The sequence below is a fragment of the Geomobilimonas luticola genome (assembly GCF_018476905.1).
Taxonomy (GTDB): Bacteria; Desulfobacterota; Desulfuromonadia; order Geobacterales; family Geobacteraceae; genus Geomobilimonas; species Geomobilimonas luticola.
In genome coordinates this window covers 66,224-90,848 of the sequence record NZ_JAHCVK010000009.1, presented here as the reverse complement: position 1 = coordinate 90,848, position 24,625 = coordinate 66,224, and the positions used below count along the sequence as shown (strand labels likewise).

The 24,625-nt window shown below is 60.1% G+C and carries 25 protein-coding genes; 9 read left to right on the top strand and 16 right to left on the bottom strand.

Going from position 1 to position 24,625, the window contains the following annotated elements; translation table 11 throughout:
* Positions 1-130: 130 nt before the first annotated feature.
* The 5 genes from hpnI to KI810_RS14740 all read right to left on the bottom strand — a co-directional run bounded on the left by hpnI (position 131) and on the right by KI810_RS14740 (position 4,501).
* Positions 131-1,276: a bacteriohopanetetrol glucosamine biosynthesis glycosyltransferase HpnI gene (gene hpnI, locus KI810_RS14760; RefSeq protein ID WP_214176334.1), complete on the bottom strand. Its 1,146-nt coding sequence runs from the start codon at positions 1,274-1,276 to the stop codon at positions 131-133.
* 101 nt (positions 1,277-1,377) lie between these two features.
* On the bottom strand, positions 1,378-2,280 hold the full coding sequence (gene zupT / locus KI810_RS14755) for a zinc transporter ZupT (protein ID WP_214176333.1): 903 nt from the start codon (positions 2,278-2,280) through the stop codon (positions 1,378-1,380).
* 19 nt (positions 2,281-2,299) lie between these two features.
* On the bottom strand, positions 2,300-3,085 hold the full coding sequence (locus KI810_RS14750) for a pentapeptide repeat-containing protein (protein WP_214176332.1): 786 nt from the start codon (positions 3,083-3,085) through the stop codon (positions 2,300-2,302).
* Positions 3,086-3,232: 147 nt separating this feature from the next.
* On the bottom strand, positions 3,233-3,571 hold the full coding sequence (locus KI810_RS14745) for a PilZ domain-containing protein (protein WP_214176356.1): 339 nt from the start codon (positions 3,569-3,571) through the stop codon (positions 3,233-3,235).
* Between the two features lie 183 nt (positions 3,572-3,754).
* Complete coding sequence (locus KI810_RS14740; protein ID WP_214176331.1) at positions 3,755-4,501, bottom strand: hypothetical protein; 747 nt, start codon at positions 4,499-4,501, stop codon at positions 3,755-3,757.
* Between KI810_RS14740 and KI810_RS14735 the strand changes: the two genes are divergently transcribed.
* Complete coding sequence (locus KI810_RS14735; RefSeq protein ID WP_214176330.1) at positions 4,502-4,654, top strand: hypothetical protein; 153 nt, start codon at positions 4,502-4,504, stop codon at positions 4,652-4,654.
* On the opposite strand, the gene KI810_RS14730 is transcribed toward KI810_RS14735, so the two are convergent.
* The 9 genes from KI810_RS14730 to KI810_RS14690 form a co-directional block, all read right to left on the bottom strand.
* The gene (locus KI810_RS14730; RefSeq protein ID WP_214176329.1) at positions 4,628-5,416 is read right to left on the bottom strand and encodes a DUF2971 domain-containing protein; all 789 of its coding nucleotides are present in this window, start codon (positions 5,414-5,416) and stop codon (positions 4,628-4,630) included. The genes KI810_RS14735 and KI810_RS14730 overlap by 27 nt on opposite strands.
* 117 nt (positions 5,417-5,533) lie before the next feature.
* Positions 5,534-6,061 carry a lipocalin family protein gene (locus KI810_RS14725; protein ID WP_214176328.1) on the bottom strand — a complete coding sequence of 176 codons (528 nt, stop codon included), beginning with the start codon at positions 6,059-6,061 and terminating at the stop codon, positions 5,534-5,536.
* Positions 6,062-6,337: 276 nt separating this feature from the next.
* Complete coding sequence (locus KI810_RS14720) at positions 6,338-6,574, bottom strand: hypothetical protein (protein ID WP_214176327.1); 237 nt, start codon at positions 6,572-6,574, stop codon at positions 6,338-6,340.
* 1 nt (position 6,575) lies between these two features.
* The gene (locus KI810_RS14715) at positions 6,576-6,815 is read right to left on the bottom strand and encodes a hypothetical protein (protein ID WP_214176326.1); all 240 of its coding nucleotides are present in this window, start codon (positions 6,813-6,815) and stop codon (positions 6,576-6,578) included.
* Between the two features lie 179 nt (positions 6,816-6,994).
* Positions 6,995-7,447, bottom strand: coding sequence for a DUF2059 domain-containing protein (locus KI810_RS14710; RefSeq protein WP_214176325.1), 453 nt, complete (start codon positions 7,445-7,447; stop codon positions 6,995-6,997).
* Between the two features lie 5 nt (positions 7,448-7,452).
* Positions 7,453-8,079, bottom strand: a complete 627-nt coding sequence (locus KI810_RS14705; protein WP_214176324.1) for a PAS domain-containing protein — start codon at positions 8,077-8,079, stop codon at positions 7,453-7,455.
* A 7-nt stretch (positions 8,080-8,086) separates the two neighbouring features.
* Positions 8,087-8,812, bottom strand: a complete 726-nt coding sequence (locus tag KI810_RS14700) for a response regulator (RefSeq protein WP_214176323.1) — start codon at positions 8,810-8,812, stop codon at positions 8,087-8,089.
* Between the two features lie 252 nt (positions 8,813-9,064).
* The gene (gene mnmM / locus KI810_RS14695) at positions 9,065-9,640 is read right to left on the bottom strand and encodes a tRNA 5-(aminomethyl)-2-thiouridylate-methyltransferase MnmM (protein WP_214176322.1); all 576 of its coding nucleotides are present in this window, start codon (positions 9,638-9,640) and stop codon (positions 9,065-9,067) included.
* A gap of 177 nt (positions 9,641-9,817) precedes the next feature.
* A complete protein-coding gene (locus tag KI810_RS14690; RefSeq protein WP_214176321.1) occupies positions 9,818-12,514 on the bottom strand; it encodes an MMPL family transporter in 2,697 nt (898 codons plus the stop codon).
* 246 nt (positions 12,515-12,760) lie between these two features.
* Between KI810_RS14690 and shc the strand changes: the two genes are divergently transcribed.
* From shc to vapC, 6 genes are all read left to right on the top strand, one after another.
* Positions 12,761-14,797, top strand: coding sequence for a squalene--hopene cyclase (gene shc / locus KI810_RS14685; RefSeq protein WP_214176320.1), 2,037 nt, complete (start codon positions 12,761-12,763; stop codon positions 14,795-14,797).
* Positions 14,798-14,953: 156 nt separating this feature from the next.
* Complete coding sequence (gene hpnA / locus KI810_RS14680) at positions 14,954-15,940, top strand: hopanoid-associated sugar epimerase (protein ID WP_214176319.1); 987 nt, start codon at positions 14,954-14,956, stop codon at positions 15,938-15,940.
* A gap of 73 nt (positions 15,941-16,013) precedes the next feature.
* Positions 16,014-17,921, top strand: a complete 1,908-nt coding sequence (dxs, locus tag KI810_RS14675; protein WP_214176318.1) for a 1-deoxy-D-xylulose-5-phosphate synthase — start codon at positions 16,014-16,016, stop codon at positions 17,919-17,921.
* Positions 17,922-18,020: 99 nt separating this feature from the next.
* A complete protein-coding gene (hpnH, locus tag KI810_RS14670) occupies positions 18,021-19,019 on the top strand; it encodes an adenosyl-hopene transferase HpnH (RefSeq protein ID WP_214176317.1) in 999 nt (332 codons plus the stop codon).
* A 193-nt stretch (positions 19,020-19,212) separates the two neighbouring features.
* On the top strand, positions 19,213-19,422 hold the full coding sequence (locus tag KI810_RS14665) for a DUF2191 domain-containing protein (protein ID WP_214176316.1): 210 nt from the start codon (positions 19,213-19,215) through the stop codon (positions 19,420-19,422).
* Between the two features lies 1 nt (position 19,423).
* Entirely contained in the window at positions 19,424-19,810 is a 387-nt protein-coding gene (gene vapC / locus KI810_RS14660; protein WP_343213514.1) for a type II toxin-antitoxin system VapC family toxin, read from the top strand.
* A 16-nt stretch (positions 19,811-19,826) separates the two neighbouring features.
* Here the strand turns inward: vapC and KI810_RS14655 are convergent, their stop codons facing one another.
* A complete protein-coding gene (locus KI810_RS14655; protein ID WP_214176314.1) occupies positions 19,827-20,423 on the bottom strand; it encodes a class I SAM-dependent methyltransferase in 597 nt (198 codons plus the stop codon).
* Between the two features lie 239 nt (positions 20,424-20,662).
* Between KI810_RS14655 and hcp the strand changes: the two genes are divergently transcribed.
* Positions 20,663-22,306: a hydroxylamine reductase gene (hcp, locus tag KI810_RS14650; RefSeq protein WP_214176355.1), complete on the top strand. Its 1,644-nt coding sequence runs from the start codon at positions 20,663-20,665 to the stop codon at positions 22,304-22,306.
* A gap of 100 nt (positions 22,307-22,406) precedes the next feature.
* Here hcp and KI810_RS14645 read toward each other — a convergent pair whose 3' ends face one another.
* Positions 22,407-22,733: a hypothetical protein gene (locus tag KI810_RS14645; RefSeq protein ID WP_214176313.1), complete on the bottom strand. Its 327-nt coding sequence runs from the start codon at positions 22,731-22,733 to the stop codon at positions 22,407-22,409.
* A gap of 254 nt (positions 22,734-22,987) precedes the next feature.
* Here KI810_RS14645 and KI810_RS14640 point away from each other — a divergent pair, with 254 nt between their 5' ends.
* A complete protein-coding gene (locus KI810_RS14640; protein ID WP_214176312.1) occupies positions 22,988-24,613 on the top strand; it encodes a fumarate hydratase in 1,626 nt (541 codons plus the stop codon).
* The last annotated feature ends 12 nt before the right edge of the window (positions 24,614-24,625 follow it).

Genomic DNA, 24,625 nt, shown 5'->3' with positions numbered 1-24,625 from the left:
TTGCATTGAATCCGATGAAAAGAGCATCGCCGCAGAAGCGGGGATGCCCGAAACACCCGGTGTATTACGGGGAGAATAGCACAACTGCCGCGAAAAGAAACTCCGGAAAAAGATTGTGGAGAAGGGGCCGTCAGGTGCGCGGAGGAAGCTCTTCCATCCGGCCGCCGGGGAGAAGGCGGTAGAGGTGCCCGCGCCAGCGGACCCGGTTCCCCAGGAAGGCCAGCCCCCAGGTGGCGAAGGCGAGCCCGTCCCGGACCGGCAGGAGCCAGAGCCAGCGGGGAAGGATGTTGTCCCCCACGAAGGCGCGGCTGTAGATGGTCGCCACGGCAGAACGGACCAGGTAGAGAAGGAGTGCGGCGGCAAGACCGGCCGGGGCGAAGCCGGCAACCAGGAGGGCGAGGCAGGCGGCCGGGAACGGCTGGGTGATGCCGGAGGCGAAGTAGCCGCCGGGGCGGGAGACCCGCATGGTCCGGGCCCAGCGAAGCTGGCGGGAGAGGATGTTCTCCAGGCTCTCCCGGCGCATGACGCTCTCCACGCAGTAATCGGAGAGCGTCAGCCGCCACCCGGCCCGGTGCACCTTGTTCCCCAGCTGGTAGTCGTCCGCCAGGTAGTCCACCAGCGCCCCGAACCCGCCGATTGCCTCCAGCGCCTCCCGGCGCACCGCCATGGAGGCGCCGAGGGCGAAAGAGAGCCCCTCCAGCCTGAGGGCAACCATGACGTTCGGGACCATCTCGGCGGTGAATCCCAGCGCCTCGATGGCGCAGGCCACTCCCTCGAAGCGGGAGGTGCGGTAGAGGGAGGTGACGAGGCCGACGGCGGGGTCGGCAAAGGGGGCGCAGACCTCCCGCAGGTAGCGCTCCCCCACCCGGATGTCGCTGTCGCAGACGATGATGATGTCGTGCTTCGCCCTCGGGAAGGCGTTCATCAGGTTGCAGACCTTGTAGTTGGGGCCGTACACACGGTCATCGATAACGAGTTCTATGTCACGGGACGGATGGGCGGCCATCAGCTCCCGGATCACCGGGACCGCGGGATCGCTGGCGGAGGCACAGGCGAAGACGATCTGGTAGCAGGTGTAATCCTGGCGGCAGAAGGAGGCGAAATTCTCCAGGCTGTCGGCGTCCATCCCCTTCACCGGCTTCAGGATGGTGACCGGCGGCGCATGGTCGGCAGCCTGCCGGCGCCGGCCGAAGTACGCCCGACCGCACCAGAGGGCGATGAAGGCATAGGCCAGGGGGGGGAGGATGACGAGAAAGGGGAGCAGGGAACGGAGCACGGCAGGTCCTGTGATCGATTTTCAGGGTCGTTAGAAGGGGGATACTACGACAGGGACGCTGCCCCTGTAAAGCTATTTGAAGAGCGGCTGCAGGGGCCGCTTCATTTCATCAGGAGCAGGCTCAGGGCCATGACCATCATCCCCCCCATGAGGCCGAACAGGCTGTCGTGCCCCTTGCCGTAAGCCCGGCTGGTGGGGAGCAGTTCATCCAGGCTGATGTACACCATGATCCCCGCCACCCCCGTAAAGAGCACCCCCATGACCTGCAGCGGAATCCCCCCCGACTCCCCACCCAGGAAGAGCCGCAGGGCAACGTAGGCTACCCCCGCCCCCACCGGTTCGGCCAGGCCGCTCAGGAGGGAATAGGCGAAGGCCTTCTTCCGGTTGCCGGTGGCGTAAAAGATGGGGACCGACACGCTGATCCCCTCGGGGATGTTGTGCAGCGCGATGGCCACGGCGATCGCCACACCCAGGCTCGGGTCGTGCAGCGCCGCGAGAAAGGTGGCCAGCCCTTCCGGAAAATTGTGGATGCCGATGGCCAGGGCCGTGAAGAGTCCCATGCGCAGAAGCTTCAGGTGGTGCAGGCCATGGTCGTGACTGCCGGGGACCGCTCCCTTTCCGGCCCGGGCGACGGCGTCGAAGTCCGGCACCACGGCCGACGGGTCGTGCAGGGGGGCCGTCTCGTTCTCGCCGTGGATCTCATGGGGATTCTCGGCCGACGGTATCAGGTTGTCGATGACACCGATCAGCAGCATGCCGCCGAAGAAGGCGGCCGTATTGATCCAGGGGCCCCACTGCTCGCCGTAAGCGGTCTCCAGGGCAGCGAACCCTTTGTAGAAAATCTCCACGAACGAGACATACAGCATGACCCCGGCGGAGAAGCCGGTTGAGATGGAGAGGAACCGGTAGTTCGTCCGTTCGGCGGTAAAGGCGATGGCGCTGCCGATCCCCGTCGCCATCCCGGCAAAAACCGTCAATCCGAAGGCAATCCAGACGCCGTTCATTGTTCAGCGGTTCCTCTGCCTACTTCCCGCATTTCGTCGTCTCGTCGACAATGGCCTGCGTCGACTGCAACTCGTTGCACGTTATCGGCGCATCGATTTCCACCAGTCCCCGCGGGGGGTCGTACACCGACACCTTGCCGCCAAGGTATGCACCGGTCAGATCCGCCCCCCGGAAGTCGGCCTTGTTCAGTTTGGCGCCGATCAACCGGACACCGTTCAGCACCGCCCCCCTGAAAATCACCCCTTCGAGATTCGTCCCGCTGAGGTCCACACTGGTCAGGTCCGCGTAGGAAAAGTTCGCGCCGGCGAGAATCGCATCCTTCAGTTTCGCGTATTTCAGCTTCGCCCCGGAGAAATCCGCCCCGGTCAGGTTGGCCCCCGCGAAATTCCCCTTGGAGATGTCCGTCTTCCGCATGTCGGCGCTGGCCAGGTTCGCTCCCGCCAGGCTTGCATGGTGGATATAGGCGCCACTGCACTTTGCCGCGGTCAGGTCGGCCCGGTCGAACACTATCTCGTCCAGGCTCGCCTGCTCCAGCACGGCCCCCGCCAGGTTCGCCCCGGTCATGTCGCACTCGCCGCAATCCTCCAACCTGGCCCCGGCGAGGTTGGCTCCGGCGAACCTGGATTCATCCAGATTGACACCCTTGAAATCGATTCCCTTCAGGTCGGCACCAGTGAAGTCGCACTCTTCGCACTCCTTCAAGGCACCGGTTTTCGCCCGCTCCACCAGAACCGGATCGAAAGCATAGCCCGTCAGGGCCATACTCACTACGCAATAGACGACAGCCGCGATCACGTTTTTCATCTGGTATCCCTCCTTAATGACAGACCAATGAAAGGTGAATCTGGTGGCCCACTAACAAAGTAGAGCGAAGCAAGGTCAGACCTGCAGAATTCAGGTTCTGCCCTGTAACCGCTTTTTGAGATCTGTTGGTAACCCTTTTGTTTTGCCTTAACAGGTGGGAATTTCTGCAAGGAATTGGGAATAAATGTCAGCACCTTTCAGAAATCTGGTGATTTTAAGCCCCATACCGCTTTTTATGGCCAAATTGACCATCTGGGGCGGCACCTTCTTTGCCCATCTCACTTCTGCTTCCAGTTGGACAACCAGATTGCTCGGCATGGTCAGGTCAATCAGGATGCGGGCCCCCGGCCGGCAGGTATTGACTGTTTTTATGAAGAGTCCTTCGGTCGAAATGTCTTCCGTAAAAGCCATGCGTGCCGGAGCATCGATCCCGAATCTCAGCATCAACCGTTTTCGATGTCTCGTCAGTTTCCTTTTTTCAGCCATTTTTCCCACCTCGTCGCCACAGGAATGAAATGATACATATGAATGCGTGCTAACATGAATCAAGACAAATAACAACTATTTCCTTGTGGCTGCAAGAATTTTATGCCCGCCGAAAACGGGACGTCAGGCCCCAGCTGCCCCGAAAAGCCGCGAGGGGGAGGCAGTCAGGAGGCAGAACTTGCATCACAACCGCGCGATCAGTTCGGAAATGCGGGTGACGCCGGGGAAGTACTGGTGCATGAGGTAGCCGGCAAGCAGCGCCAGTGCCAGTGTAATGCCGAAAGGTATGGCAGTGGTCTTGAAGACACTCCCCATCCACTCCGAATCGTCCATGCGCCGCGTGCCGCGCACGAGGCTTGCGGCGAGGACGAACTCGAACGCCGCTTCGGAGAGGATGAACGGGGCTTCGTAGACCAGGTAGATGCCGGCACCGACAACCACCGCCACGATAGCCGCCAGCACCGCGAAAACAACCACTGCCACCACGCCCCCCTCATCGCCGAGAGCCGACGACACCGCTTCTCCGGCCACATCCCCCACCGCGTCACCGATACCACCATCCGTGCCGATACCGTCGGAAAGGACGCTCGTCCCGCTCTCCGCTACTGCATCGCCGAAACTCCCCGATGCCCCCGCCCCGGAGAACTCCCCGCCGCCACCCTGAAACACCTCGCCGACGTTAAAATTGCCGCCTGAAATCGGCATGTCGGGGATAACATCGAGCAGATCGGGTGAATTGTCATGGACCTTATGTGCAGCGGGAGTGGTAGCAATGTATTTCAGCCAGAGTTTCACCGCTGTGAAGAAGACCACGTAGGCAAAGACGACGGCAAGAGGATAACGGATCATCACATTATCCAGATCCAGGCCAAGCATGATGCGAGTCGCCAGAAAACCGGCACATACCGTCGCCAGGAGGATCAACGACATATGGAAGCGCAAGGAATGCCGGCGCTTGAAGCGCTCGGTAAAATTGGTTTTGTGGTGGAAGAGGTTTTTCATTTATTGTCTGGCGAACGTCTTAAGGCGCAGCAGCTCGGCTGCTGTCGCCGCTTGTTAGGGCCTGTATGGTTCGATTTTTAAAGAGAAGGACCCTGGGCTGAGGGATGCTTGGGATACTTGCACAGGTTTGTTCCTCTTGCTCAACCAACTTAAAACCTCTTCCTTATCTTCTTGTTTCATCCTGGCGCCGAAAATGACTTCCAACAGGAACTCTTCTGGGAAAAACTTAGGCCCTGAACCCTTGTTGTGGCCGATGATGCGCCATTCCTCTTCATATGCCCAGTCAATTGCCTTCGTTAGAAGAAATGATTGAACTTGGTCGTCGGGCGAGTGCGCAAGCAGATCAACCTCTGGGTAGTCCTCTTTATAATTAACTTGCTGTGCCAAACCAAAAAAAGGAGTAGTGCTCTCGGCGAGGAATTTCAGACAAATTCCTGTGTGGCTTGCAGCATAGTGCGACCAAAGCAATATATTGGTTGACGTCGCGGAGAGAGATAATATGCCTAGCTCGTTTGCAGACGTTTGCATACCTTCGGTCACTTTGGCGATGAATTCTTCTGGCGTAATCCGCTTGGTATCTTGAGCAACCTTAGTTTTACATTGCTCTCGGTTAAGATGTGGGAATTTTTGCCTCAAAAGACTGAAATAATATTCTTTAAGATGCTCAACTGATAAACGGTTGCGATAGTAGACCTTGCAATCAAAGGGGTCATTGAATTCCGAGGGAGATGAGAAATAAAGGACAGATTGTGTCAATATATCTTTCGTCCATTCACGGTGCGGACCGAGCAAGTGCCGGAAGCGGTAAAGCACCATTTGAGATTCTTCCGAGGAATTAGTCATCGTTTCCCTTGCCGCAACCCATTATTAACCGGTTCACACGAACGCGTGTGAACCGGTGATCCACCCTAAAGCAGCCACGGGGTCAGGTCTTGAAAAATCACTTTTCACCCCAAACACCTATTCCCCAAGGGGTCCATCATGAGTGACATAGATCAATTTGCTCGTATCAAACCCCAATGCAGCAGCTTTCGCTATCAGGTTATTTTTCACTTCTGCCTTCATTTCCGGACTTCTGGACAGAATCCATAAATAGGATCTGTCCGGACCGCATACGAGTGAATACTGGTAGTTTTCATGGTCGAGCTCGAACACGATGTAGGATCCGTAAAAAGGGCCGAAAAATGAGACTTTCAGAAAGCCCTGATCCGATTCAGAGACAAAATAGGCCTTCCCTACCGCTTCCTTCCATCTGTTTTCCTGTGCCGAATACCCGCGATTCACCACCCGCAGGCCGCCATCTTCACGCAAAGAATACTCTGCGGAGACGCGGGTCAGTCCTCGCTCGAACGAATGATCCAGTCGCGCAATTTCGTACCACTTCCCCAGGTAGTTCTGGACCTTGAAATTATCGACGGGTTTCACCCCGTCAGGGATGCCCGCGCATCCCGTAAAGAGCATGGCCAACCATAGCGACAGCTTTTTCATGGCGATTCTCCCTTATGCCAATCGGCTTCTTGACGCAAAAAACCGCCCAGCCGGCGTAGTGCCGGCATGGGCGGTTTGGATGGGTACAGGGGCCTGCTCATGGCGCGCTCCCAGACGTGACGGACTCAGAAGATGAGACGTTTGTAACCCTCCGGGCAGCGGCTGTCAAGGAGAAACTGCCCCGGAGAATGCAGAGGGCCGGCAGCTCCAGCCGCCGGCCCTCCTTCTACACCCTCTTGATTCCTGACTTCTCGCCGTTCTCTTCCCCAAGCCGCATCATGCCGCCAGCTTCAGCGCCTGCCTCACCGCCGAAGAAAGCGTAATGGCAACGAAGCAGGCTGCCGGGTAAAGGTAATCATCGCCCGACTCGTCAATAATTCGCACCTGCCCGTGGCGCTCGGCGTCCGGGTCAGGAAGCGACTCGTATATTTTCCGCAGCTCGAGCGACACCGCATAGCCGGCGTTATCGATACAAATGTAATACTGACGGTCTTTTCTGTTTATCGCAGCCATATCAATACTCCTTCAGAATCCTCTTGATCTTGAATTCTTTTTTACCGAAACCGGTTGCTTCATACCAATGGAGCTCCGCTTCTGCCAATGTTCCATCAGTCAGCTTGATTTTGGCAACCCCTTTGCGCTTCCGCCACCGTCCCCTGCCGTATACTTTCCTCAACCGTTCCAGCTCGCGGATAGCCGTTCCTACGGCAAAGGTCTCAATATGCCCGATTTCGCCGACAATCTCGAAATGCACTCGACTCCTTGGCATCCTTCAAAACATTGCCTGGATTGGTTGTTTCAAACCCGCAACAGGTCTGCGTTATGAAAATATAGCACACACACCCTGCGTTTACCATAATTGTGAACAGGTTGCGTGCGACTCTCTGCGCACCCCCCTCTTCTCCATCGGTCTGACGGGGGAAGGGCTTCCGGTCACTTCGCCGGTTCGGCCGCGCCTTCTTCCGGGTCCTTCATCTCCCGGTTGGCCTTGGCGATCGCCTTCAGAGCCTCGGCCTGGATCACCGGCATCAGTTCACCCATATAGACGCCCATTTTCTTCATGGCGGAAATGCCCACCGGAGAACCATAGAAGTCCGCCAGGGCAGCCAGCTCATCGGCGGTAAAAACCTTGACCATGGAATCCTTCATGGATTTCGTGACCGCTTCGATATCCAGGTGCCTGGTGAGGATGTCCTTGAACTGTTCCCGCTGCTCCGGCGGCAGATTGAGCGCCAGCTGTTCCGCCACATCCTGGAACATCTCCCGGGGCGAGGAGACCGACAGGTAGCGGTCGGCTTCCCTGGTCCTGTTTTCTGCCGTGTCCTGGACCGCGAAGGCGGTGTTGCCCACGAGCACCATCATGACAATCAGCACAAGCTTGTTCATGTTCGTCATCCTTTCGTCGCCGAAGCGCCCTGCCCGGCCTTGATGCGTGTAATCTTGTCCATCTCGACCTGAAGACAGTCGGGGCAGAAGCCATGGGTGAAGTCAACGTCCCAGCTGTTCTTGAAATAGGATTCGACCTGCATCCAGGATTCCTTGTCGTCCCGCACCTTGCGGCAAACGGAACAGATGGGGATGAGGCGATGGAGCTCGGCTATCTCGCTGATGTCCTCGATCACGAGCAGCGCATGGGGCCTCTCCCGGAAGGAAAAGGGGGAAGCGGTGATGAGGGCGTACAGGACCACCCTGTCTCCGTTCCGGTCGAGTTCCAGCCGCATGCGGCGGCGCACGACCCGGTTCCCCCGGAAGGCTTCCGTGACGGAATTCCTGACGATGCACTCCGTGCAGGACGGAGCCCTGCCGCACCCTTCGGGCACGTCGGTCGCATGGACACAATGGAGTATTTCGCCGGCGCGCCGTTTGAGGATGGTCTTTCTCTCGGCCATCAGGAGATCGGACGCCGCCGTGTTGTACTCCTGGATCCGTACGTCTTCGTCCACCACGAAGACCATGGAGGGGAGCACATCGAACACCGCCCGGAGCAGGTCGCTCTTTCCCGCGTCGTTCATCGTCATCTTAACCTCACCCCAGCTCGCCGGGAAACGATTCCGGCACGTAGTCATGGAGGTAGCTTTCCATGTAATGCCGCAGGAGGGTGACCATGTTGCTGTCCATCCCTATGAACTTGACCCCCATTCCCTTCGGCAGTTCGGGCTGGATGTCATTCGTCGTATAGATGACCTCCCCCTTCAGATGAATGGGGCTTCTCAGGCTCGGCAGCGGCAGGGATATGTCCAGGACCGTCCCGACTTTGAACGGCTGGTCGGTGCAGGCATACATTCCCCCTTCACCGATGCTCAGGGTCTTCATCGTTGCCGAACAGGTTCCATCGCTGATTTCGGCATTCACATGCATCTTTGCGCGCAGGTTGTGCCGTTTGTAGTGATACGGCAGATGCCGCTCCATGAGTTCGTGGATGGACCGTGCCGTCAACGGTTTGGTCAGGTAATCGACACACCCCGCCTTGTGCGCGTCGAGACGCGCTTCCATCGACCCGTCGACCGAGACGATCGCCACGGGAATGCCTGCAAGCATCCTTTCGCCTTTCAGCCTGCAGCACAGTTCTATGCCGCTGAACTCCTTCAGGTGCGCCTCGGCTATGATCATGTCGGGCATGGTCGCGGTGATCTCCTGCAACACCTGGCCGGCATTGTCCACGTGGGACACCTGGTAGCCCAGGCGTTCCAGCAGATAGGTCATGAACTGGGCGAACGTTCCGGACGGTTCGTACAGCAGCACTCTTTTCATTCATTGCCTCCTATGGTCACTGCCAACATGCTCGTTACCACTGATGCATATACACGCATAGATGCATGTCAGCGGCCTGCCGGACCTTCATGGCGCAAAAAAACCGCCCAGCCGGCGTGTGGCCGGCGTGGGCGGTTTAGATAGGTGACAAAGGCCTGCTCATGGCGAGCTCCCGGACAGTGCGGTATTCAGAAGAATGGAATGTTTGTAACCCTCTGCGCCCCGTCTGTCAAGGAGAATAAACGGCCCGCGCTACGCCCCGTTCCGTCTCTTCTCCACCAGCACCAGATAGGGGGCGGTGGGGGGACGGTTGAGCTGGCGGCTCGTCCAGACGCTGAACGCCTTCGGGTCGAGGCCGCTCCCCCAGACGAGAACCGCCTTTTCCTCTTCGGTGGCACCATCGTGACCGGTGTAGATCGCTACGAGAAGGATGCCGCCGGGAAGGAGAAGGTCAAGGGCGGCGTTGAGTGCCCTGAGGGTGGTTACCGGCCGGGTGACGACCCCCTTGTCGCCGCCGGGGAGATAGCCGAGGTTGAAGACCACCGCCGCCAGCGGTTCCGTCACATACTCCCCGAGCCGCTCGTGTCCGGCACGGACCAGTTCCGCCTGGGCCAGGCACCCCTCGGCCGCCAGGAGCTCGCGGGTGGCAACCAGCGCCCGTTCCTGGAGATCGAACCCCCAGACCCGCCCGCCCGGCCCCACGAGTTTCGCCAACAGGAGCGTATCGTTGCCGTTGCCGCAGGTGGCGTCCACCACCCGGTCCCCCGCCCGCACCCGCTCCCGCAGGAGGAGGTGGGAAAGGGCGACGGCGCCGCGCAGGTCGTTCATGTTGTCGTCTCGTAGTGGCAATGTGAGTTTCCTGGCAAAAACCGTGCGTATACCCTCACCCGGCCTTTGGCCACCCTCTCCCACAGGGAGAGGGTGAACAGAATACCTTCTCCCTTGGGGAGAAGGACAGGATGAGGGTATACCGCCGCAGATGGACTTTTATCGGAGCTGCGCATTCTATTTCTTTCCGGCCAGTTCCAGTACCGCCGGCAATACCACGATAAACGCAATCTGGCACGCCACCATCCCGAGACACATCACCGCGCCGATGCTGAACACCCCCTGGTGCCGGGCGACCATGAGGGCGCCGAAGCTGGCCATGATGGTGAGGGTATTGAGGAATACGCCGACCCCGGTGCTGGAGAGTACCACCTGGCGCGGGGTCTCGTCCTCGCGCCGGTACCGGTTGATGAGGTAGATCCCCGAATCGACGGCGATCCCCAGGACCAGGGGGAGGACGATGACATTGGCGGAGTTGAAGCTGATACCGAAGAGCCCCATGCCGGCCACCATGAAGAGAAGGCCCACCGCCAGGGGAACCAGGCCGATGAGGGCGTAGCGGACGCTCCGGAAGGCGATGAGCAGGATGGCGGCGATGGCGGCTATGGCGTAGAAGAAGGCGTTCCGGTAGGAGTCCCTGAGCACCGTCATGGACTCGTAGACCATCACCGGCTCGCCGGTGGCGGCCGGGTCGACGGAGCGGACATCGTCGAGGAACCGCTTGAGCGGCTCCCGGGCGAATATCTCTTCCTTCGGGGCCACCTGGAGAAGGTATTTGCCGGTCTTGCCGATAAAGCGCTGCATGAGCTGGGGAGGGACGTCGGCCGCCTGTACCGGCGAGGCGGCAAGGCTCTGGCGCAGCATGGCGATCCTTCCGGGCATCTCGGCGAACATCCCCCCCTGGAAATCCTTGAGCATGCCGACCGCGGTGGTGTCCTTCTTCTTTTCCAGGCTGGCGAAGAACCGGTCGAGGGTGGCGAGGAAGGTGCCCACCGGCTTCGCCTCCGGCCGCTTTTCCTGCTCCAGGCGGCTTTTGAGCTTCACAACCCTGGCCCGGAAATCCTCGAAGACCGACGGCAGTTCCATGAGCCGCAGGTCCTCTTCGTAGGGAACAGTCTTGATCCCGTCCAGCGCCTGCCGGGCGGTGGCAAGGTTGCGGAGCTTCTCCGCCTGGTCGTCGGGGACGAAGGTGCGGGCCCAGACCACGTGATCGACGGTGGGGAGCTTCTCCAGCCGCCGCGCCTTCTCCGCAGCCTCGGCCTCCGTGGCCGCCATGACCACGGCGAAGTAGCCGGCGTTCTCCTTGCTCCGCATCAGCTTGTAGGCGTAGGTGACCGATTCGCCCCCCCGGGCCTGGAGGTTCATCAGGTTGTAGTCGAACTCGCTCCGGGCGAGGGGGTAGACGCAGGCGAGGGAGAGGACCAGGGCAACTGCCAGGACGGCGCGGGGACGGCCGAAGAGGACGCGTGCCGCGCCCTCGGTGAATGGTGAATGGTGAATGGTAGACGGCTTTTGCTTTTCCCCAGTCCCCAGTCCCCGGTCCCCGGTCCCGAAGAGAACCAGGAGCGCCGGCAGGACGGTGAAGGTGACGATGACGCAGATAACGACGCCGCCGGCGGCGATAATCCCCAGTTCGGCGATCCCCTTGAAATCGGTGAAGGCGAAGGTGGCGAAGGCGGCGGCCACGGTGGCGGCAGCCATGGTGATAGCCCAGCCGTTGCGGGCCAGGGCGATCCGGAGCGCCTCGTTCTTCCCTGCTCCCCGCCCCAGCTCCTCCTGCATCCGGAGGATGACCTGGATGCCATACTCGATGCCGATGCCGATGAGCATGACGGCGAAGACCGACGAGAGGATGTTCAGGTGGCCGATGGCCAGGGTGGCGAAGCCGAAGGAGCAGCAGATCGCAACCCCCAGGGCGAGCATGGCAGCAACGGTGTTGAGTACGCCGCGGAAGGCTACCAGGAGGAGAATGACGGTGAGAATGATCGTTATGGCCGTGGCGAGGGTGATGTCCCGCTCGCTGGTGACCATCTCCTCGTGCTCCAGCACCGGCGTCCCGGTAATCCCCACCGACACCCCGGCGAACTCGGGAAGCTTGCGCAGGGAGGCGATTTCGGCCCGCAGGGTGGCGATGGCCGCGGCCGACTGCATGAAACTCGATTCGTCCTTGACCGGGAGGACCGTCAGCACCTGCTGGCGGCCGGCGGCGGCAAAGGAGGACTCGCTCCCGTCCGCCCGGCGGAACATGACGCTCTCCAGGGAGAGGCCGGCCCCACCACCCGTGGTGAAGCTGCCGATACCATCACCCAGGGCGCCGAGCATGAAAACCAGGCGGTCGAGGCGTTTCTGCTCGGCGGAAGCGGCGGGAGCCGCCAGCAACCCGTCCATCTCGCCGGTCAGGTGGGTGAAGAGGGTCTGCACCGACGGGGCGGCGGCCAGCGCTTTGAGGGTCGGCGCCGCCTTGGTCAGATTGGCGGTGAAGGTGGCCAGTTCCTCACGGGGCATGAGCAGAAGGCCGTTCTGCTGGAAAAAGGGGAGACCGAAGGGGAAGAACACCTCGCGGAAGTGCTTCCGGTCCGCCGTCAGCCGCTCCGCCAGCCTTTCGCCGAAACGGCCGGCCAGGGCGCTGTCGCTGCTTTCGATGACGACGGCGATCTCTTCCTGGTCCCCGAATTCGGCCCGGTAGGCCCGGTAATCCCGGTTGAAGGAGGTATTGGCCGGCATGAGCTGGTCACGGCCGGTGAGGAACTGGAGTCGCTGCTTCGTGACAACGATCGCCAGAAGCGATATGAGAAGCGCCATCGCCAGGATCAGGCGGGGATGCCTGACGACGATGCCGTACACGCCACGATATTCTTTGGTATCCGTTTTCATGCGACCTCGCTCTGCCGATTTTCAGCCCAACCGGGGGACACTAGCACAGAGTGGCGAAGGAAATCAACCCGCCTCCGTACCCGCGCCGAACCGACTTGAATCATTGATAAAACCTGCCGATTTGAGGAAAAAGGGTGTACCTTGGCGACAAAATATGGTAGAAATACGCGCTTATTGGAAAATACCCACCCGCGCCACGCGGAAACGGAAGAATCTGTCCCCAGCCCCCAAGGAGAACCCGAGACGATGAAGTCTTGCAAATACCCCATTTCCCATGCTCTCACGTCGTTCAACGGTGTCAACGGAGAATCGGACACGCTGACAGGTACGAAACCGGCGGCGAAAATCCATCACCTCCCCCACTCCCTCTGGAAAAAGCAGGAAGGGGCTCAAAGCCCCCTGGACCAGGCCATCGAGCGGAGCCGCGACTTCTTCTTTCGCGAACAGCTCCCCTCCGGCTACTGGTGGGCGGAACTGGAGTCCAACTGCACCATCACCGCCGAGTACATCATGCTCTTCCATTTTCTCGGCATGGTAGACAAGCAGAAGGAGCGAAAGATGGCCAACTACCTCCTCTCCAAGCAGACGGAGGAAGGTTTCTGGACCATCTACTACGGCGGACCGGGCGACCTCTCCACCAGCGTGGAAGCCTATTTCGCCCTCAAACTGGCCGGATATCCCGCCGACCATCCGGCCATGGTCAAGGCCCGGGCGTTCATCCTGGACAACGGCGGCATCATCAAGACCCGGGTCTTCACCAAGATATTCCTCGCCCTGTTCGGCGAATTCGCCTGGTTCGGCGTCCCCTCCATGCCGATCGAACTGATGCTCCTCCCCAACTGGGCCTATTTCAATCTCTACGAGTTATCCAGCTGGTCCCGGGCCACCATCACCCCTCTCTCCATCGTCATGGCCAAGAGGCCGGTGCGCAAGCTCCCCCCCCAAGCGCGGGTGCAGGAACTCTACGTCCGGCCGCCACGCCCCATCGATTACACCTTCACCAAGGAAGACGGCATCCTCACCTGGAAGAACTTTTTCATCGGCGTGGACCACATGCTCAAGGTGTACGAGAGCAGTCCGGTCCGGCCGTTCATGAAGAAGGGGATGGCCATTGCCGAACAGTGGGTACTGGATCACCAGGAGACGACGGGGGACTGGGGAGGAATCCAGCCGGCCATGCTCAATTCCGTCCTGGCGCTCCACTGCCTCGACTACGACAACGATCACCCGGCCGTGGCAAAGGGGCTGGAGGCCCTGGCCAACTTCTGCATCGAGGATGACGACAGCCTCGTGCTCCAATCGTGCATATCTCCCGTCTGGGATACGGCCCTTGCCCTCAAGGCACTGGTTGACGCCGACGTACCGGCCGACCACCCCTCTCTGGTCAAGGCGACCCAGTGGCTGATCGACCGCGAAGTCCGCAAGGACGGGGACTGGAAAATCAAGAGTCCGGAGCTGAAACCGGGGGGATGGGCGTTCGAGTTCCTCAACGACTGGTATCCGGACGTGGACGACTCCGGCTTCGTCATGATGGCCATCAAGGATGTGCCGATCAAGAACAGCAAGTCGAAGGACCAGGCGATCAAGCGGGGCATTGACTGGTGCCTCGGCATGCAGAGCAGGAACGGCGGCTGGGGTGCTTTCGACAAGGACAACACCAAGCACCTCCTGAACAAGATACCCTTCGCCGACCTGGAAGCCCTTATCGACCCGCCTACCGTCGACCTGACGGGACGGATGCTGGAGCTGATGGGAACCTTCGGCTATGGAAAGGAGTATCCTGCGGCGGTCCGGGCCCTGGACTTCGTCAAGCAGAACCAGGAACCGGACGGCAGCTGGTGGGGACGCTGGGGGGTCAACTACATCTACGGCACCTGGTCGGTCCTCTGCGGCCTGGCAGCCATCGGGGAAAATCCTTCCCAGTCCTACATCCAGCGGGCGGTGAACTGGCTCAAGTCGAAACAGAACCTGGACGGGGGGTGGGGAGAGACCTGCCAGTCGTATAACGACCCGACCCTCGCGGGCTGCGGCGAAAGCACACCTTCGCAGACTGCCTGGGCGCTCCTGGCGCTCATGGCGGCGGGGGAAGCGGAATCATCCACCGTCAGCCGGGGAATCCAGTACCTGCTCGACCGGCAGAAGGGGGATGGGACCTGGGACGAGGACCAGTACACCGGCACTGGCTTCCCCAAGTTTTTCATGATAAAGTACCACATCTACCGGAACTGCTTCCCCCTCATGGCCCTCGGCACCTACCGCAGCCTGACGCGGAAACGGGCATAGGGACTGCCTCCCGGCAGCTTTCCGGACAAGTAAACCGAGCGGAAGACCGGAAGAATCTCACATTCTGACCGTCTTCCGCTCTTCCGCGTTCTGGAGTGCCGCTCACGGAGTTATTTGTTTGCAGACCGGACGCCAGATAGGATAAACTGTTCATTCATGAATGTTTTCGTCACCGGTGCCACCGGTTTCATAGGCGCCAGCCTGGTCAGGGAACTGCTCCGGGATGGCTGCACGGTCAGGGTGCTGGCCAGGCCCGATTCCGACCTGCGCAACCTGCAGGGAGTGGACGTCGAGATTCGTACCGGCGACCTGCGGGACCCGGACTCCCTTGAACGGGGGATGCGGGGATGCGAGCGGCTCTTTCACGCCGCCGCCGACTACCGCCTCTGGACCAGGGACCCGGCGGCCATGTATGCAAGCAACGTGGCCGGAACCCGCAACATCCTGGAAGCGGCCCTGAAGATCGGCATGTCCCGCGTGGTCTACACGAGCAGCGTCGGCACCCTGGGGAATCCAGGAGACGGAACGCCGGGATCGGAGTCCACTCCGGTCGCCCTGGCCGACATGGTGGGGCACTACAAGAAGAGCAAGTTTCTGGCCGAACGGGAGGCGGAGAACTTCATCCCCCGCGGCCTGCCACTGGTCATCGTCAACCCGTCCACCCCCGTCGGTCCCCGGGATGTGAAACCGACCCCGACAGGAAAGATCATCGTCGACTTCCTCAACCGGAAAATGCCCGCCTACCTGGACACCGGCCTCAACCTCATCGACGTGGAGGACTGCGCCCGGGGGCACATCCTGGCTGCGGACCGGGGACGGATAGGCGAAAAGTACATCCTAGGGAACGAGAACCTTACCCTGCGGCAGATATTCGCCCTGCTGGAGGAGCTGACCGGCCTGGCGGCACCCCGGGTCAGGCTCCCCCACACCCCGATTCTCCTCGCAGCCTATCTGAACGAGGGGTTGTCGCGGCTGACCGGGAAAGAGCCGCTCATCCCCCTGGCAGGGGTGCAGATGGCGAAAAAATTCATGTATTTCGATTCCCGCAAGGCGGTGCGGGAACTGGGCCTTCCCCAGAAGCCGGCCCGGGAGGCGCTCGCCCGGGCGGTGGAGTGGTTCCGCTCCAACGGTTACGCACGGTAAAATCCGTTCAAGGTTCAACGTTCAGCGTTCTAAACATCGAATGACGAACGTGGCAGGTTTGAGGAGAACATTCATGTACCCATTGCTCGATCGGATAGAGAGTCCCGCGGACCTGAAAAAACTGCCCCAGGAAAAACTGGCGGAGCTGGCCGCCGAAATCCGCCAGTTCCTGCTGGCCAATGTTTCCCGGACCGGCGGCCACCTGGCATCCAACCTGGGATGCGTGGAACTCACCCTGGCCATCCACTACTGCTTCAACTCCCCGGCCGACCGGATCATCTTCGACGTGGGACACCAGGCGTACACCCACAAGATCCTCACCGGCCGCCGCGACCGGTTTTACACCCAGCGCCAGTACCAGGGGATCAGCGGTTTCCCCAAAAGGTCCGAGTCTCCCCACGACGCGTTCGGCGCCGGCCACTCCTCCACCTCCATCTCCGCCGGGCTCGGCATGGCAGTCGGCCGGGACCTGCAGGGAAGTGACAGCAAGGTGATTGCCGTCATCGGCGACGGCTCCATGACCGGCGGTATAGCCTTCGAGGCCCTCAACCAGGCCGGGCACCTGAAGAAAAACCTGATCGTCATCCTGAACGACAACGAGATGTCCATCTCCAAAAACGTCGGGGCATTCTCCAGCTTCCTCTCCAAGAAGCTGACCGGCAACTACTACCGGGACCTGAAAAAGGAGATGAAGGAACTTCTGGAGGGGATTCCCGCCATCGGCGGCAACATCCTCCATTTCGCCCGGAAGGCGGAGAACTCCCTCAAGGGGTTCCTCACCCCCGGCGCCCTCTTCGAGGCCCTGGGCTTCGACTACTTCGGTCCCCTCCAGGGGCACAATCTACCCCATCTGATCGAAATGCTGGAAAACGCGCGCGGGCTGGAGGGGCCGGTCCTGATCCACGTCATGACCACCAAGGGGAAAGGGTATCAGCCTGCGGAGGAGAATCCGGCCCTGTTTCACGGCGTCGGCCCCTTCGACGTGGCGACCGGCAAGGTAACCGCCGTCAAGGGGGGAGCCAAGTCCTACACCGGCATCTTCGGTGAAACGCTCGTCAGGCTGGCCGACGATGACCCGAAAATCGTCGCCATAACCGCCGCCATGCCCGACGGCACCGGGCTCACCCCCTTTGCCAGGGCATACCCGCAACGGTTCTTCGACGTGGGGATCGCCGAGCAGCACGGCCTCACCTTCGCGGCCGGACTCGCCGCCGACGGGTTCCGGCCGGTGGCCGCCATCTACTCGACCTTTGTGCAGCGGGCCTACGACCAGGTATTCCACGACATCTGCCTGCAGAAGCTCCCCGTCACCCTGGCAATGGACCGGGCGGGGCTCGTGGGGGACGACGGTCCGACCCACCACGGCGTCTTCGACATTTCCTATCTCCGCCACCTGCCGGAAATGACCCTCATGGCGCCGAAGGACGAAAACGAGCTGCAGCACATGCTGAAGACCGCCATCTATGCGGACCGCCCCGTCGCCCTCCGCTATCCCCGCGGCAACGGCTACGGGGTCCGGCTGGACCAGGAGATTGCGCAACTCCCCCTCGGCAAAGGGGAGATGCTCGTGGATGGCGATGATGTGGCCATCATCGCCATCGGCTGCACCGTCTATCCGGCACGGGAAGCGGCGACGATGCTTGCGGAGCGGGGTATCCGGGCCACCGTCATCAACGCCCGGTTCGTCAAGCCTTTGGACCGGGAGCTGATCCTGGCGACGGCCAGCCGGACCGGCTGCCTCATTACCGTGGAGGAAAACGCCCTGCAGGGGGGCTTCGGTTCCGCGGTCCTGGAACTCCTGGAACAGGAAGGGGTCACGGGGGTGAGGGTCAAACGGCTTGGCATCCCCGACCGGTACATCGAACAGGGGCCCCAGCCTCAGCTGCGTGCCGATCTCGGCCTCGACGCCGCCGGTATCGCCGCCAGTGTCGAGGCGTTCCTCAGCCAAAAAAACAGGCCGACACTGGCAAGAATAAAATAAATCAACCCTTCTGACACAGAGACGCGGAGGCGCAAAGAAAGGCTTTTCCCTGCGTCTCTGCGCCTTCGCGTCAAAAAGAATTGAAAGGATTTTTCATCAATGCGTTTTCCCTGGAAACTGAACTACGACCTCACCAAATACATCATCGCCAACAAGCTGAACAAGATCGACAAATACCCGCTGGTACTGATGCTGGAGCCGACTCACCTCTGCAACCTGGCCTGCTCCGGGTGCGGGCGGATACGCGAGTACGCCGACACCATCCAGGAGATAATGTCCCTGGAGGAGTGCCTCGCCTCGGTCGACGAATGCCCGGCCCCGGTGGTCACCATCACCGGCGGCGAGCCGTTCCTCTACCCCCCCATCTTCGACCTCATCAAGGGGGTTCTGGCCCGGGGGAAGCACATCTATTTCTGCACCAACGGCCTGCTCCTGGAAAAGGCCCTGGAGAGCATGGAACCCCACCCCAACTTCACCCTCAACGTCCACATGGACGGCCTTGAGGAGACCCACGACCGGATCCTGGAGCGGAAGGGGACCTTCCGGACCGCCATGGCGGCCATCGCCAAGGCCAAGGAGCGGGGTTTCCGGGTCTGCACCAACACCACCATCTTCAAGGAGACCGACCTCGTGGAAATCGAGATGCTCTTCTCCCAGCTGACCGACCTGGGGGTGGACGGCATCCTGGTGGCTCCCGGCTTCGGCTACGAGGCGGTTGGCGAAAAGCTTTTCCTGGAGCGGCGGGAGATCGAGCGAAAATTCGAGCAGGTCTACGAGATGAGCAAGCGGTTCCGCTTCTACTCCACCCCCATGTACCTCAAGTTCCTCAAGGGGGAGCGGAAGCTGGAGTGCACCCCGTGGGGGAATCCGACCCGCAACCCCCGCGGCTGGAAGGCCCCCTGCTACCTCATCACCGACACCCACTATTCCTCGTTCCGGGAGATGATGGAAAAGACCGACTGGAGCAAGTACGGGGTCGGCAAGGACGAGCGGTGCGCCCAGTGCATGATGCACTGCGGTTTCGAACCGACCGTGGTCACCGAGGTGGGGAAGAACTGGAAAGATATCTGGGAAATGATAGTCTGGAACCTGACCTAATTAACTGAAAAATACTTACCACAAACAAAGCCTCGCATGAATTTTCCATGCGGGGCTTTTTACCGCTATCTTTTCAGGCAGATCGAACAGCGATGGCGGACCTCTGGTCTATATACCATATTTATCAAATCAAATATTGTGTTGATATCTAGCACAAAAATAGTATCATGATTTGTGCAAAAGGAGGCCTGCCATGCAACGTGCAACCGTTACCCTGCCTCAAGACCTGCTGACCGAACTGGTGGAGCTGGTCGGAGCCAGAAGCAAGACCGAAGCGGTCCTGACCGCCGTCAAAGACGAAATCCGCCAGCGCAAGCTGGCCCGCATCAAGGCAATGGCCGGAAAGATGGAGTTCACCACGACTGCCGACGACCTGCGCCATGGAGACCGCCGCCTTGGCTAGGGTGCTGGTCGACAGTTCGGTCTGGATTGAATTTTTCCGCAAGAACGAACCGTATCACGGCATCGTCGGCCAACTTATGGACGACGGGCAGGTTGTCTGCTGCGGCGTCATCCTTGCCGAACTGATGCAGGGAGCCAAGTCCGACAAGGAACTTGCCGTTCTGGAGGATTTCCTGCACGTATTCACCTTCATCCCTGAATCACCCGAGTTGTGGGCCGCTGCCGGAAAGCTCTCCTACAAGCTGCGCCGCAAAGGGATGACGGTCGGTTTGTCGGACTGCTTCATCGCCGTTGCCGCTGCATCTGCCAAAATCCCAGTGGCAACGCTGGACAGCCATTTTGATATTCTGCGCAAACCGGCGGGAATCTCTCTGTTACCCCTTGCCTGACCTCAGTCGTTGCTCGTTACAGGGTTGTCGCAATGTTCCCGGCCTTGATCTTCCGAAAGATCAGCCGGGCCACGGGGACTTCCGCGTCGGGAAGTTCCTCGCACTGAAGTATCTCCCCTTCAAAGCCCTCGAACAGCTGTCGCAGTTCCCCCGGCTGGAGGAGGAAGCGCTTGGTATGGTACCCCTGCAGGGTGGGGGTATCGAGAATCGATTCGAAGAGGAACAGCCCGCCGGGATTGAGGGCGGCCACGGCCGGCGGAATCAGCTCCCGCAGCAGAAAGTTGATGTTGACGATGAGGTCGTAGGTGGCGGTGAAGCGGTACGTTTCCAGGTCGGCCTGCAGAAAATCGACGACAAGGGACTCCGCCGTTGCCCGCTCCCTCCCCTTGGCCAGCCCCACCGGTGAAATGTCCACCCCCGTCACCCGGAAGCCGTGACGGGCCAGGAAGATGCTGTTGCGCCCCTCCCCGCAGGCGATATCGAATGCCGTTCGTCCCGGGCAGAGGGAGAGTATCTCCCCTACCCGCTCCGCCAGGAAACGGGACGGAGCTTCCCCCATGGCCAGTCCCTCCCCCGCGTAGCGGTCGTCCCATTTGATCCGGTCGCTCTCCATGATGCTTCCCCCTTCTCCCTGCCAACAGCGTACTACGTGCGCTCGTCGTCGCAACGCCTCATTATTTTCACTTTCTGCTGACTCTTGACCAAGGTCAAGGATTTAGACATCCGGTCGGTATACTTTCGGTACCAGGCAACGTTGCAAAACAACGCCGACGGGCTATAATCGAAGAGCCCTCAACCTACACGCGGGGGAATCCCCCCACTATTCTACCAAGGAGGAAGTCCATGTCAGAAATGTTTTGTAACCAGTGTGAACAGGCAGCAAAGGGAACCGGCTGCGAAGTGATCGGTGTGTGCGGCAAGAATCCGGAAGTCGCTGCCCTTCAGGACCTGATGCTCTACGGATTGAAAGGTATCGCCATCTACGCCGACAAAGCGCGGGAACTGGGGGCCAAGGACGAGACGGTCGACCTGTTCCTGATCGAGGGTCTCTTCACCACCGTCACCAACGTGGACTTCGACCCGGTCAGCCTCGCCGGCAAGCTCCGCAAATGCTACGACAGCAAGGAAAAGATCAAGGCGATCTACGAAACCGCCTACCGCACCAAGAACGGCGCCAGCGCCCCTGCCATCACCACCGGTCCCGCCGCTTGGGTCATCGCCGACAACCTGGAAGGGCTCGTCAAGCAGGGGAAAGAGCACGGCATCAACACCCAAAACAGTGACCAGGACGTCCTCTCCGCTATCGAGATCCTCATCTACGGGCTCAAGGGGATGGCCGCCTATGCGGACCACGCCTTCATCCTCGGTAAAAAGGACGAGGAAGTCTTCGCCTTCTTCCACAAGGCGCTGGCCGCCACCGCTGACACCTCCAAGGGGCTCATGGACTTCGTCGGCCTCGCCATGGAGTGCGGCAAGCTGAACATCAAGGTAATGGGGATGCTCAACGAGGGGCACATCGCCCACTACGGCAAGCCGGTCCCGACCAAGGTCCAGCTCGGCACCAGGAAGAACAAGGGAATTCTCGTCTCCGGCCACGACCTGCGCATGCTGGAAGAGCTCCTGAAGCAGACCGAGGGGAAAGGGATCGACATCTACACCCATGGCGAGATGCTTCCGGCCCACGCCTACCCGGAACTGAAGAAGTACTCCCATCTCTACGGTAACTTTGGCGGCGCATGGCAGGACCAGCACAAGGAGTTCCCCAACTTCCCCGGCGCCATCATCTTCAACACCAACTGCATCCAGCGGCCGGCCGACTCCTACAAGGACCGCCTCTTCTCTTGGGGACAGGTGGGGTGGCCCGGTATCAAGCACATCACCGGCTGGAACTTCAGCGAGGTAATCAACAAGGCCCTGGAATGCCCCGACCTCGCCGATGCTCCGGACAAGGAGATCCTCACCGGCTTCGGCCATGATGCCGTCCTCGGCGTCGCCGACAAGGTCATTGACGGGGTGAAGGCGGGCGCCATCAAGCACTTCTTCCTCATCGGCGGCTGCGACGGCGCCAAACCGGGACGCAACTACTACACTGAACTGGCGGAGAAGGTCCCGAGCGATTGCGTCATCCTGACCCTGGCCTGCGGCAAGTACCGCTTCAACAAGCTGGAGTTCGGCGACATCGGCGGCATCCCGCGACTTCTGGACGTGGGGCAGTGCAACGACGCCTACTCGGCCCTGCAGATCGCCCTGGCCCTGGCCGGCGCCTTCAACTGCGGCGTCAACGACCTGCCGCTCTCCATCATCCTCTCCTGGTACGAGCAGAAGGCAGTAGTCATCCTCCTGTCGCTTCTCCACCTGGGGATCAAGAACATCAAGATCGGCCCGGCCCTGCCGGCCTTCATCACCCCCAACGTCCTCAACTTCCTGGTGGAAAACTTCAACCTCGGCCCCATCACCACCCCGGAAGCAGACCTCAAGGTGGCCCTGGGCCAGTAGACAGCGGTTTCCATGGTATGAAAAAAAGCGCGAAGCTCCATGCTCCGCGCTTTTTTTCGTTCAAAATCCGGGAGGGGCCAGGCCTACCGCGACAGCGTCCTTACTCCAGAGCCCTGTGCAGGAAAGCGATGAGCACCGCAACGATGAGAAGGAACATCATATCCTGTACTGCATTCCAGATGTGGTGGCTCCCGCTTTCAGTGAGCGACAGATCAGCGCTGAACCGCGCGACTCCCGCAAGGAAGCAAAGGGCTATTCCCGGCCAGAGGCGGGCAAACCAGGTAACGAGGAAAATCGGCAGGGCATAAAAAACAAGCACGGAGTAATCCCCGGTCAGATAGTCGACGGCACCGATCACACCTATCAGAAACACCCCACTCGTCACAATTACCCATCTCGGAAGTTTTTCGAAGAATTCCATCACCATGGACGATTCTCCCATCCCTTGCTCTGCATAGTTGTAACGTAGTATACCTTTAAAAAGATGACATACTACTGCTCTTTTTATGCTTCAATTCTCTCTCGACAAAATCAAATTTTTCCAATAGTATGACGGGACAGCATACTGTATACACTTTGCAGTATGTCCGTCCGCCCCTGTCACCTCTTCCCGGCGAAGAGTATCGAACGCAAAGCAATTCCTCTGCAGTTCATATCCCACGGAAAGGAGATTCACAGATTATGGCAACTCCCGAATTCAAGTATCAGGACCCGTTTCCCCTTGGCAAAGACGAGACCAAGTACCGCAAGATCGAAGGCTCGGAGAAATACGTGGAAGTGGACAAGTTTGCCGGCAAGGATGTGGTCAGGGTCTGTCCCGAGGCGCTCTCCATCCTGGCCAATGAGGCGATGCGGGACGTCTCTTTCCTCCTCCGCCCCGAGCATAACGAGCAGGTGGCCAAGATCCTCCGCGACCCGGAAGCATCAATGAACGACAAGGGCGTTGCCATGGCGTTCCTGCGCAACGCGGAGATCGCCGCCAACTTCGAGCTCCCCGTCTGCCAGGACACCGGCACCGCCACCGTCGTCGCCAAAAAGGGCCAGCAGGTCTGGACCGGCGTTAAAGACGAGGAGTGGCTCAGCAAGGGTATCTACAAGACCTACACCGAGGAAAACCTCCGCTACTCCCAGACCGTGGCCCTGGACATGTACGAAGAGAAGAACACCGGCACCAACCTGCCGGCCCAGATCGATATCATGGCCACCGACGGCGATTACTACAAGTTCCTCTTCATGGCCAAGGGTGGCGGTTCCGCCAACAAGACCATGCTCTTCCAGGAGACCAAGGCGCTCCTTACCCCTGAAAAACTGGAGAAGTTCCTCGTCGACAAGATGAAGTATCTGGGGACCGCCGCCTGTCCCCCCTATCACATCGCCATCGTTGTCGGCGGCACATCGGCAGACGCCTGCATGAAGACCGTCAAACTCGCTTCCGCCCACGACCTGGACGCCCTCCCCACCACGGGGAATGAGCACGGCCAGGCGTTCCGGGATATCGAACTGGAGAACAAGCTCCTGGTCGCAGCACAGAAACTCGGTATCGGCGCCCAGTTCGGCGGCAAGTACTTCGCCCACGACATCCGGGTCATCCGTCTGCCGCGCCACGGTGCCTCCTGCCCTGTCGGCATGGCGGTCTCCTGCTCCGCCGACCGTAACATCAAGGCAAAGATCACCAAGGACGGACTGTTCGTCGAGGAAATGGACCGTAACCCCGGCCGCCTCATCCCCGAGCAGTACCGGGGCAAGCACGGACATGGCGTGAAAATCGACCTCAACAAGCCAATGAAAGAGATCCTGGCCGAGCTCTCCAAGCACCCGGTCTCCACCCCGTTGCTCCTGAACGGCACCATCGTCGTCGGCCGCGACATCGCCCACGCCAAGTTCAAGGAGATCATGGACGCCGGCAAACCGCTCCCCGAATACCTCCTCAAACACCCGATCTACTACGCTGGCCCGGCCAAGACCCCGAAAGGGAAGGCATCCGGCTCCTTCGGCCCCACCACGGCCGGCAGGATGGACAGCTACGTGGACGAACTCCAGTCCAAAGGCGGTTCGCTCATCATGATCGCCAAGGGGAACCGGAGCCAGCAGGTAACTGATGCCTGCAAGAAATACGGCGGGTTCTATCTTGGATCCATCGGTGGACCGGCAGCGGTGCTGGCCGAAGAGAACATCAAGAAGGTAGAATGCATCGACTTCCCCGAACTGGGGATGGAGGCGGTCTGGAAGATCGAGGTGGAGGACTTCCCGGCATTCATCCTGGTGGATGACAAGGGGAATGACTTCTTCAAGCAGCTCGGGCTGTAACTTCACGGCTAA

Coding starts and splice junctions, on each gene's coding strand:
- zupT (WP_214176333.1), bottom strand. CDS start 2,280: ATGAACGGCGTCTGGATTGCCTTCGGATTGACGGTTTTTGCCGGGATG.
- KI810_RS14750 (WP_214176332.1), bottom strand. CDS start 3,085: ATGAAAAACGTGATCGCGGCTGTCGTCTATTGCGTAGTGAGTATGGCC.
- KI810_RS14745 (WP_214176356.1), bottom strand. CDS start 3,571: ATGGCTGAAAAAAGGAAACTGACGAGACATCGAAAACGGTTGATGCTG.
- KI810_RS14740 (WP_214176331.1), bottom strand. CDS start 4,501: ATGTCGTTGATCCTCCTGGCGACGGTATGTGCCGGTTTTCTGGCGACT.
- KI810_RS14735 (WP_214176330.1), top strand. CDS start 4,502: ATGGAAGCGCAAGGAATGCCGGCGCTTGAAGCGCTCGGTAAAATTGGT.
- KI810_RS14730 (WP_214176329.1), bottom strand. CDS start 5,416: ATGACTAATTCCTCGGAAGAATCTCAAATGGTGCTTTACCGCTTCCGG.
- KI810_RS14725 (WP_214176328.1), bottom strand. CDS start 6,061: ATGAAAAAGCTGTCGCTATGGTTGGCCATGCTCTTTACGGGATGCGCG.
- KI810_RS14720 (WP_214176327.1), bottom strand. CDS start 6,574: ATGGCTGCGATAAACAGAAAAGACCGTCAGTATTACATTTGTATCGAT.
- KI810_RS14710 (WP_214176325.1), bottom strand. CDS start 7,447: ATGAACAAGCTTGTGCTGATTGTCATGATGGTGCTCGTGGGCAACACC.
- KI810_RS14705 (WP_214176324.1), bottom strand. CDS start 8,079: ATGACGATGAACGACGCGGGAAAGAGCGACCTGCTCCGGGCGGTGTTC.
- KI810_RS14700 (WP_214176323.1), bottom strand. CDS start 8,812: ATGAAAAGAGTGCTGCTGTACGAACCGTCCGGAACGTTCGCCCAGTTC.
- mnmM (WP_214176322.1), bottom strand. CDS start 9,640: ATGAACGACCTGCGCGGCGCCGTCGCCCTTTCCCACCTCCTCCTGCGG.
- KI810_RS14690 (WP_214176321.1), bottom strand. CDS start 12,514: ATGAAAACGGATACCAAAGAATATCGTGGCGTGTACGGCATCGTCGTC.
- shc (WP_214176320.1), top strand. CDS start 12,761: ATGAAGTCTTGCAAATACCCCATTTCCCATGCTCTCACGTCGTTCAAC.
- hpnA (WP_214176319.1), top strand. CDS start 14,954: ATGAATGTTTTCGTCACCGGTGCCACCGGTTTCATAGGCGCCAGCCTG.
- dxs (WP_214176318.1), top strand. CDS start 16,014: ATGTACCCATTGCTCGATCGGATAGAGAGTCCCGCGGACCTGAAAAAA.
- hpnH (WP_214176317.1), top strand. CDS start 18,021: ATGCGTTTTCCCTGGAAACTGAACTACGACCTCACCAAATACATCATC.
- KI810_RS14665 (WP_214176316.1), top strand. CDS start 19,213: ATGCAACGTGCAACCGTTACCCTGCCTCAAGACCTGCTGACCGAACTG.
- KI810_RS14655 (WP_214176314.1), bottom strand. CDS start 20,423: ATGGAGAGCGACCGGATCAAATGGGACGACCGCTACGCGGGGGAGGGA.
- hcp (WP_214176355.1), top strand. CDS start 20,663: ATGTTTTGTAACCAGTGTGAACAGGCAGCAAAGGGAACCGGCTGCGAA.
- KI810_RS14645 (WP_214176313.1), bottom strand. CDS start 22,733: ATGGTGATGGAATTCTTCGAAAAACTTCCGAGATGGGTAATTGTGACG.
- KI810_RS14640 (WP_214176312.1), top strand. CDS start 22,988: ATGGCAACTCCCGAATTCAAGTATCAGGACCCGTTTCCCCTTGGCAAA.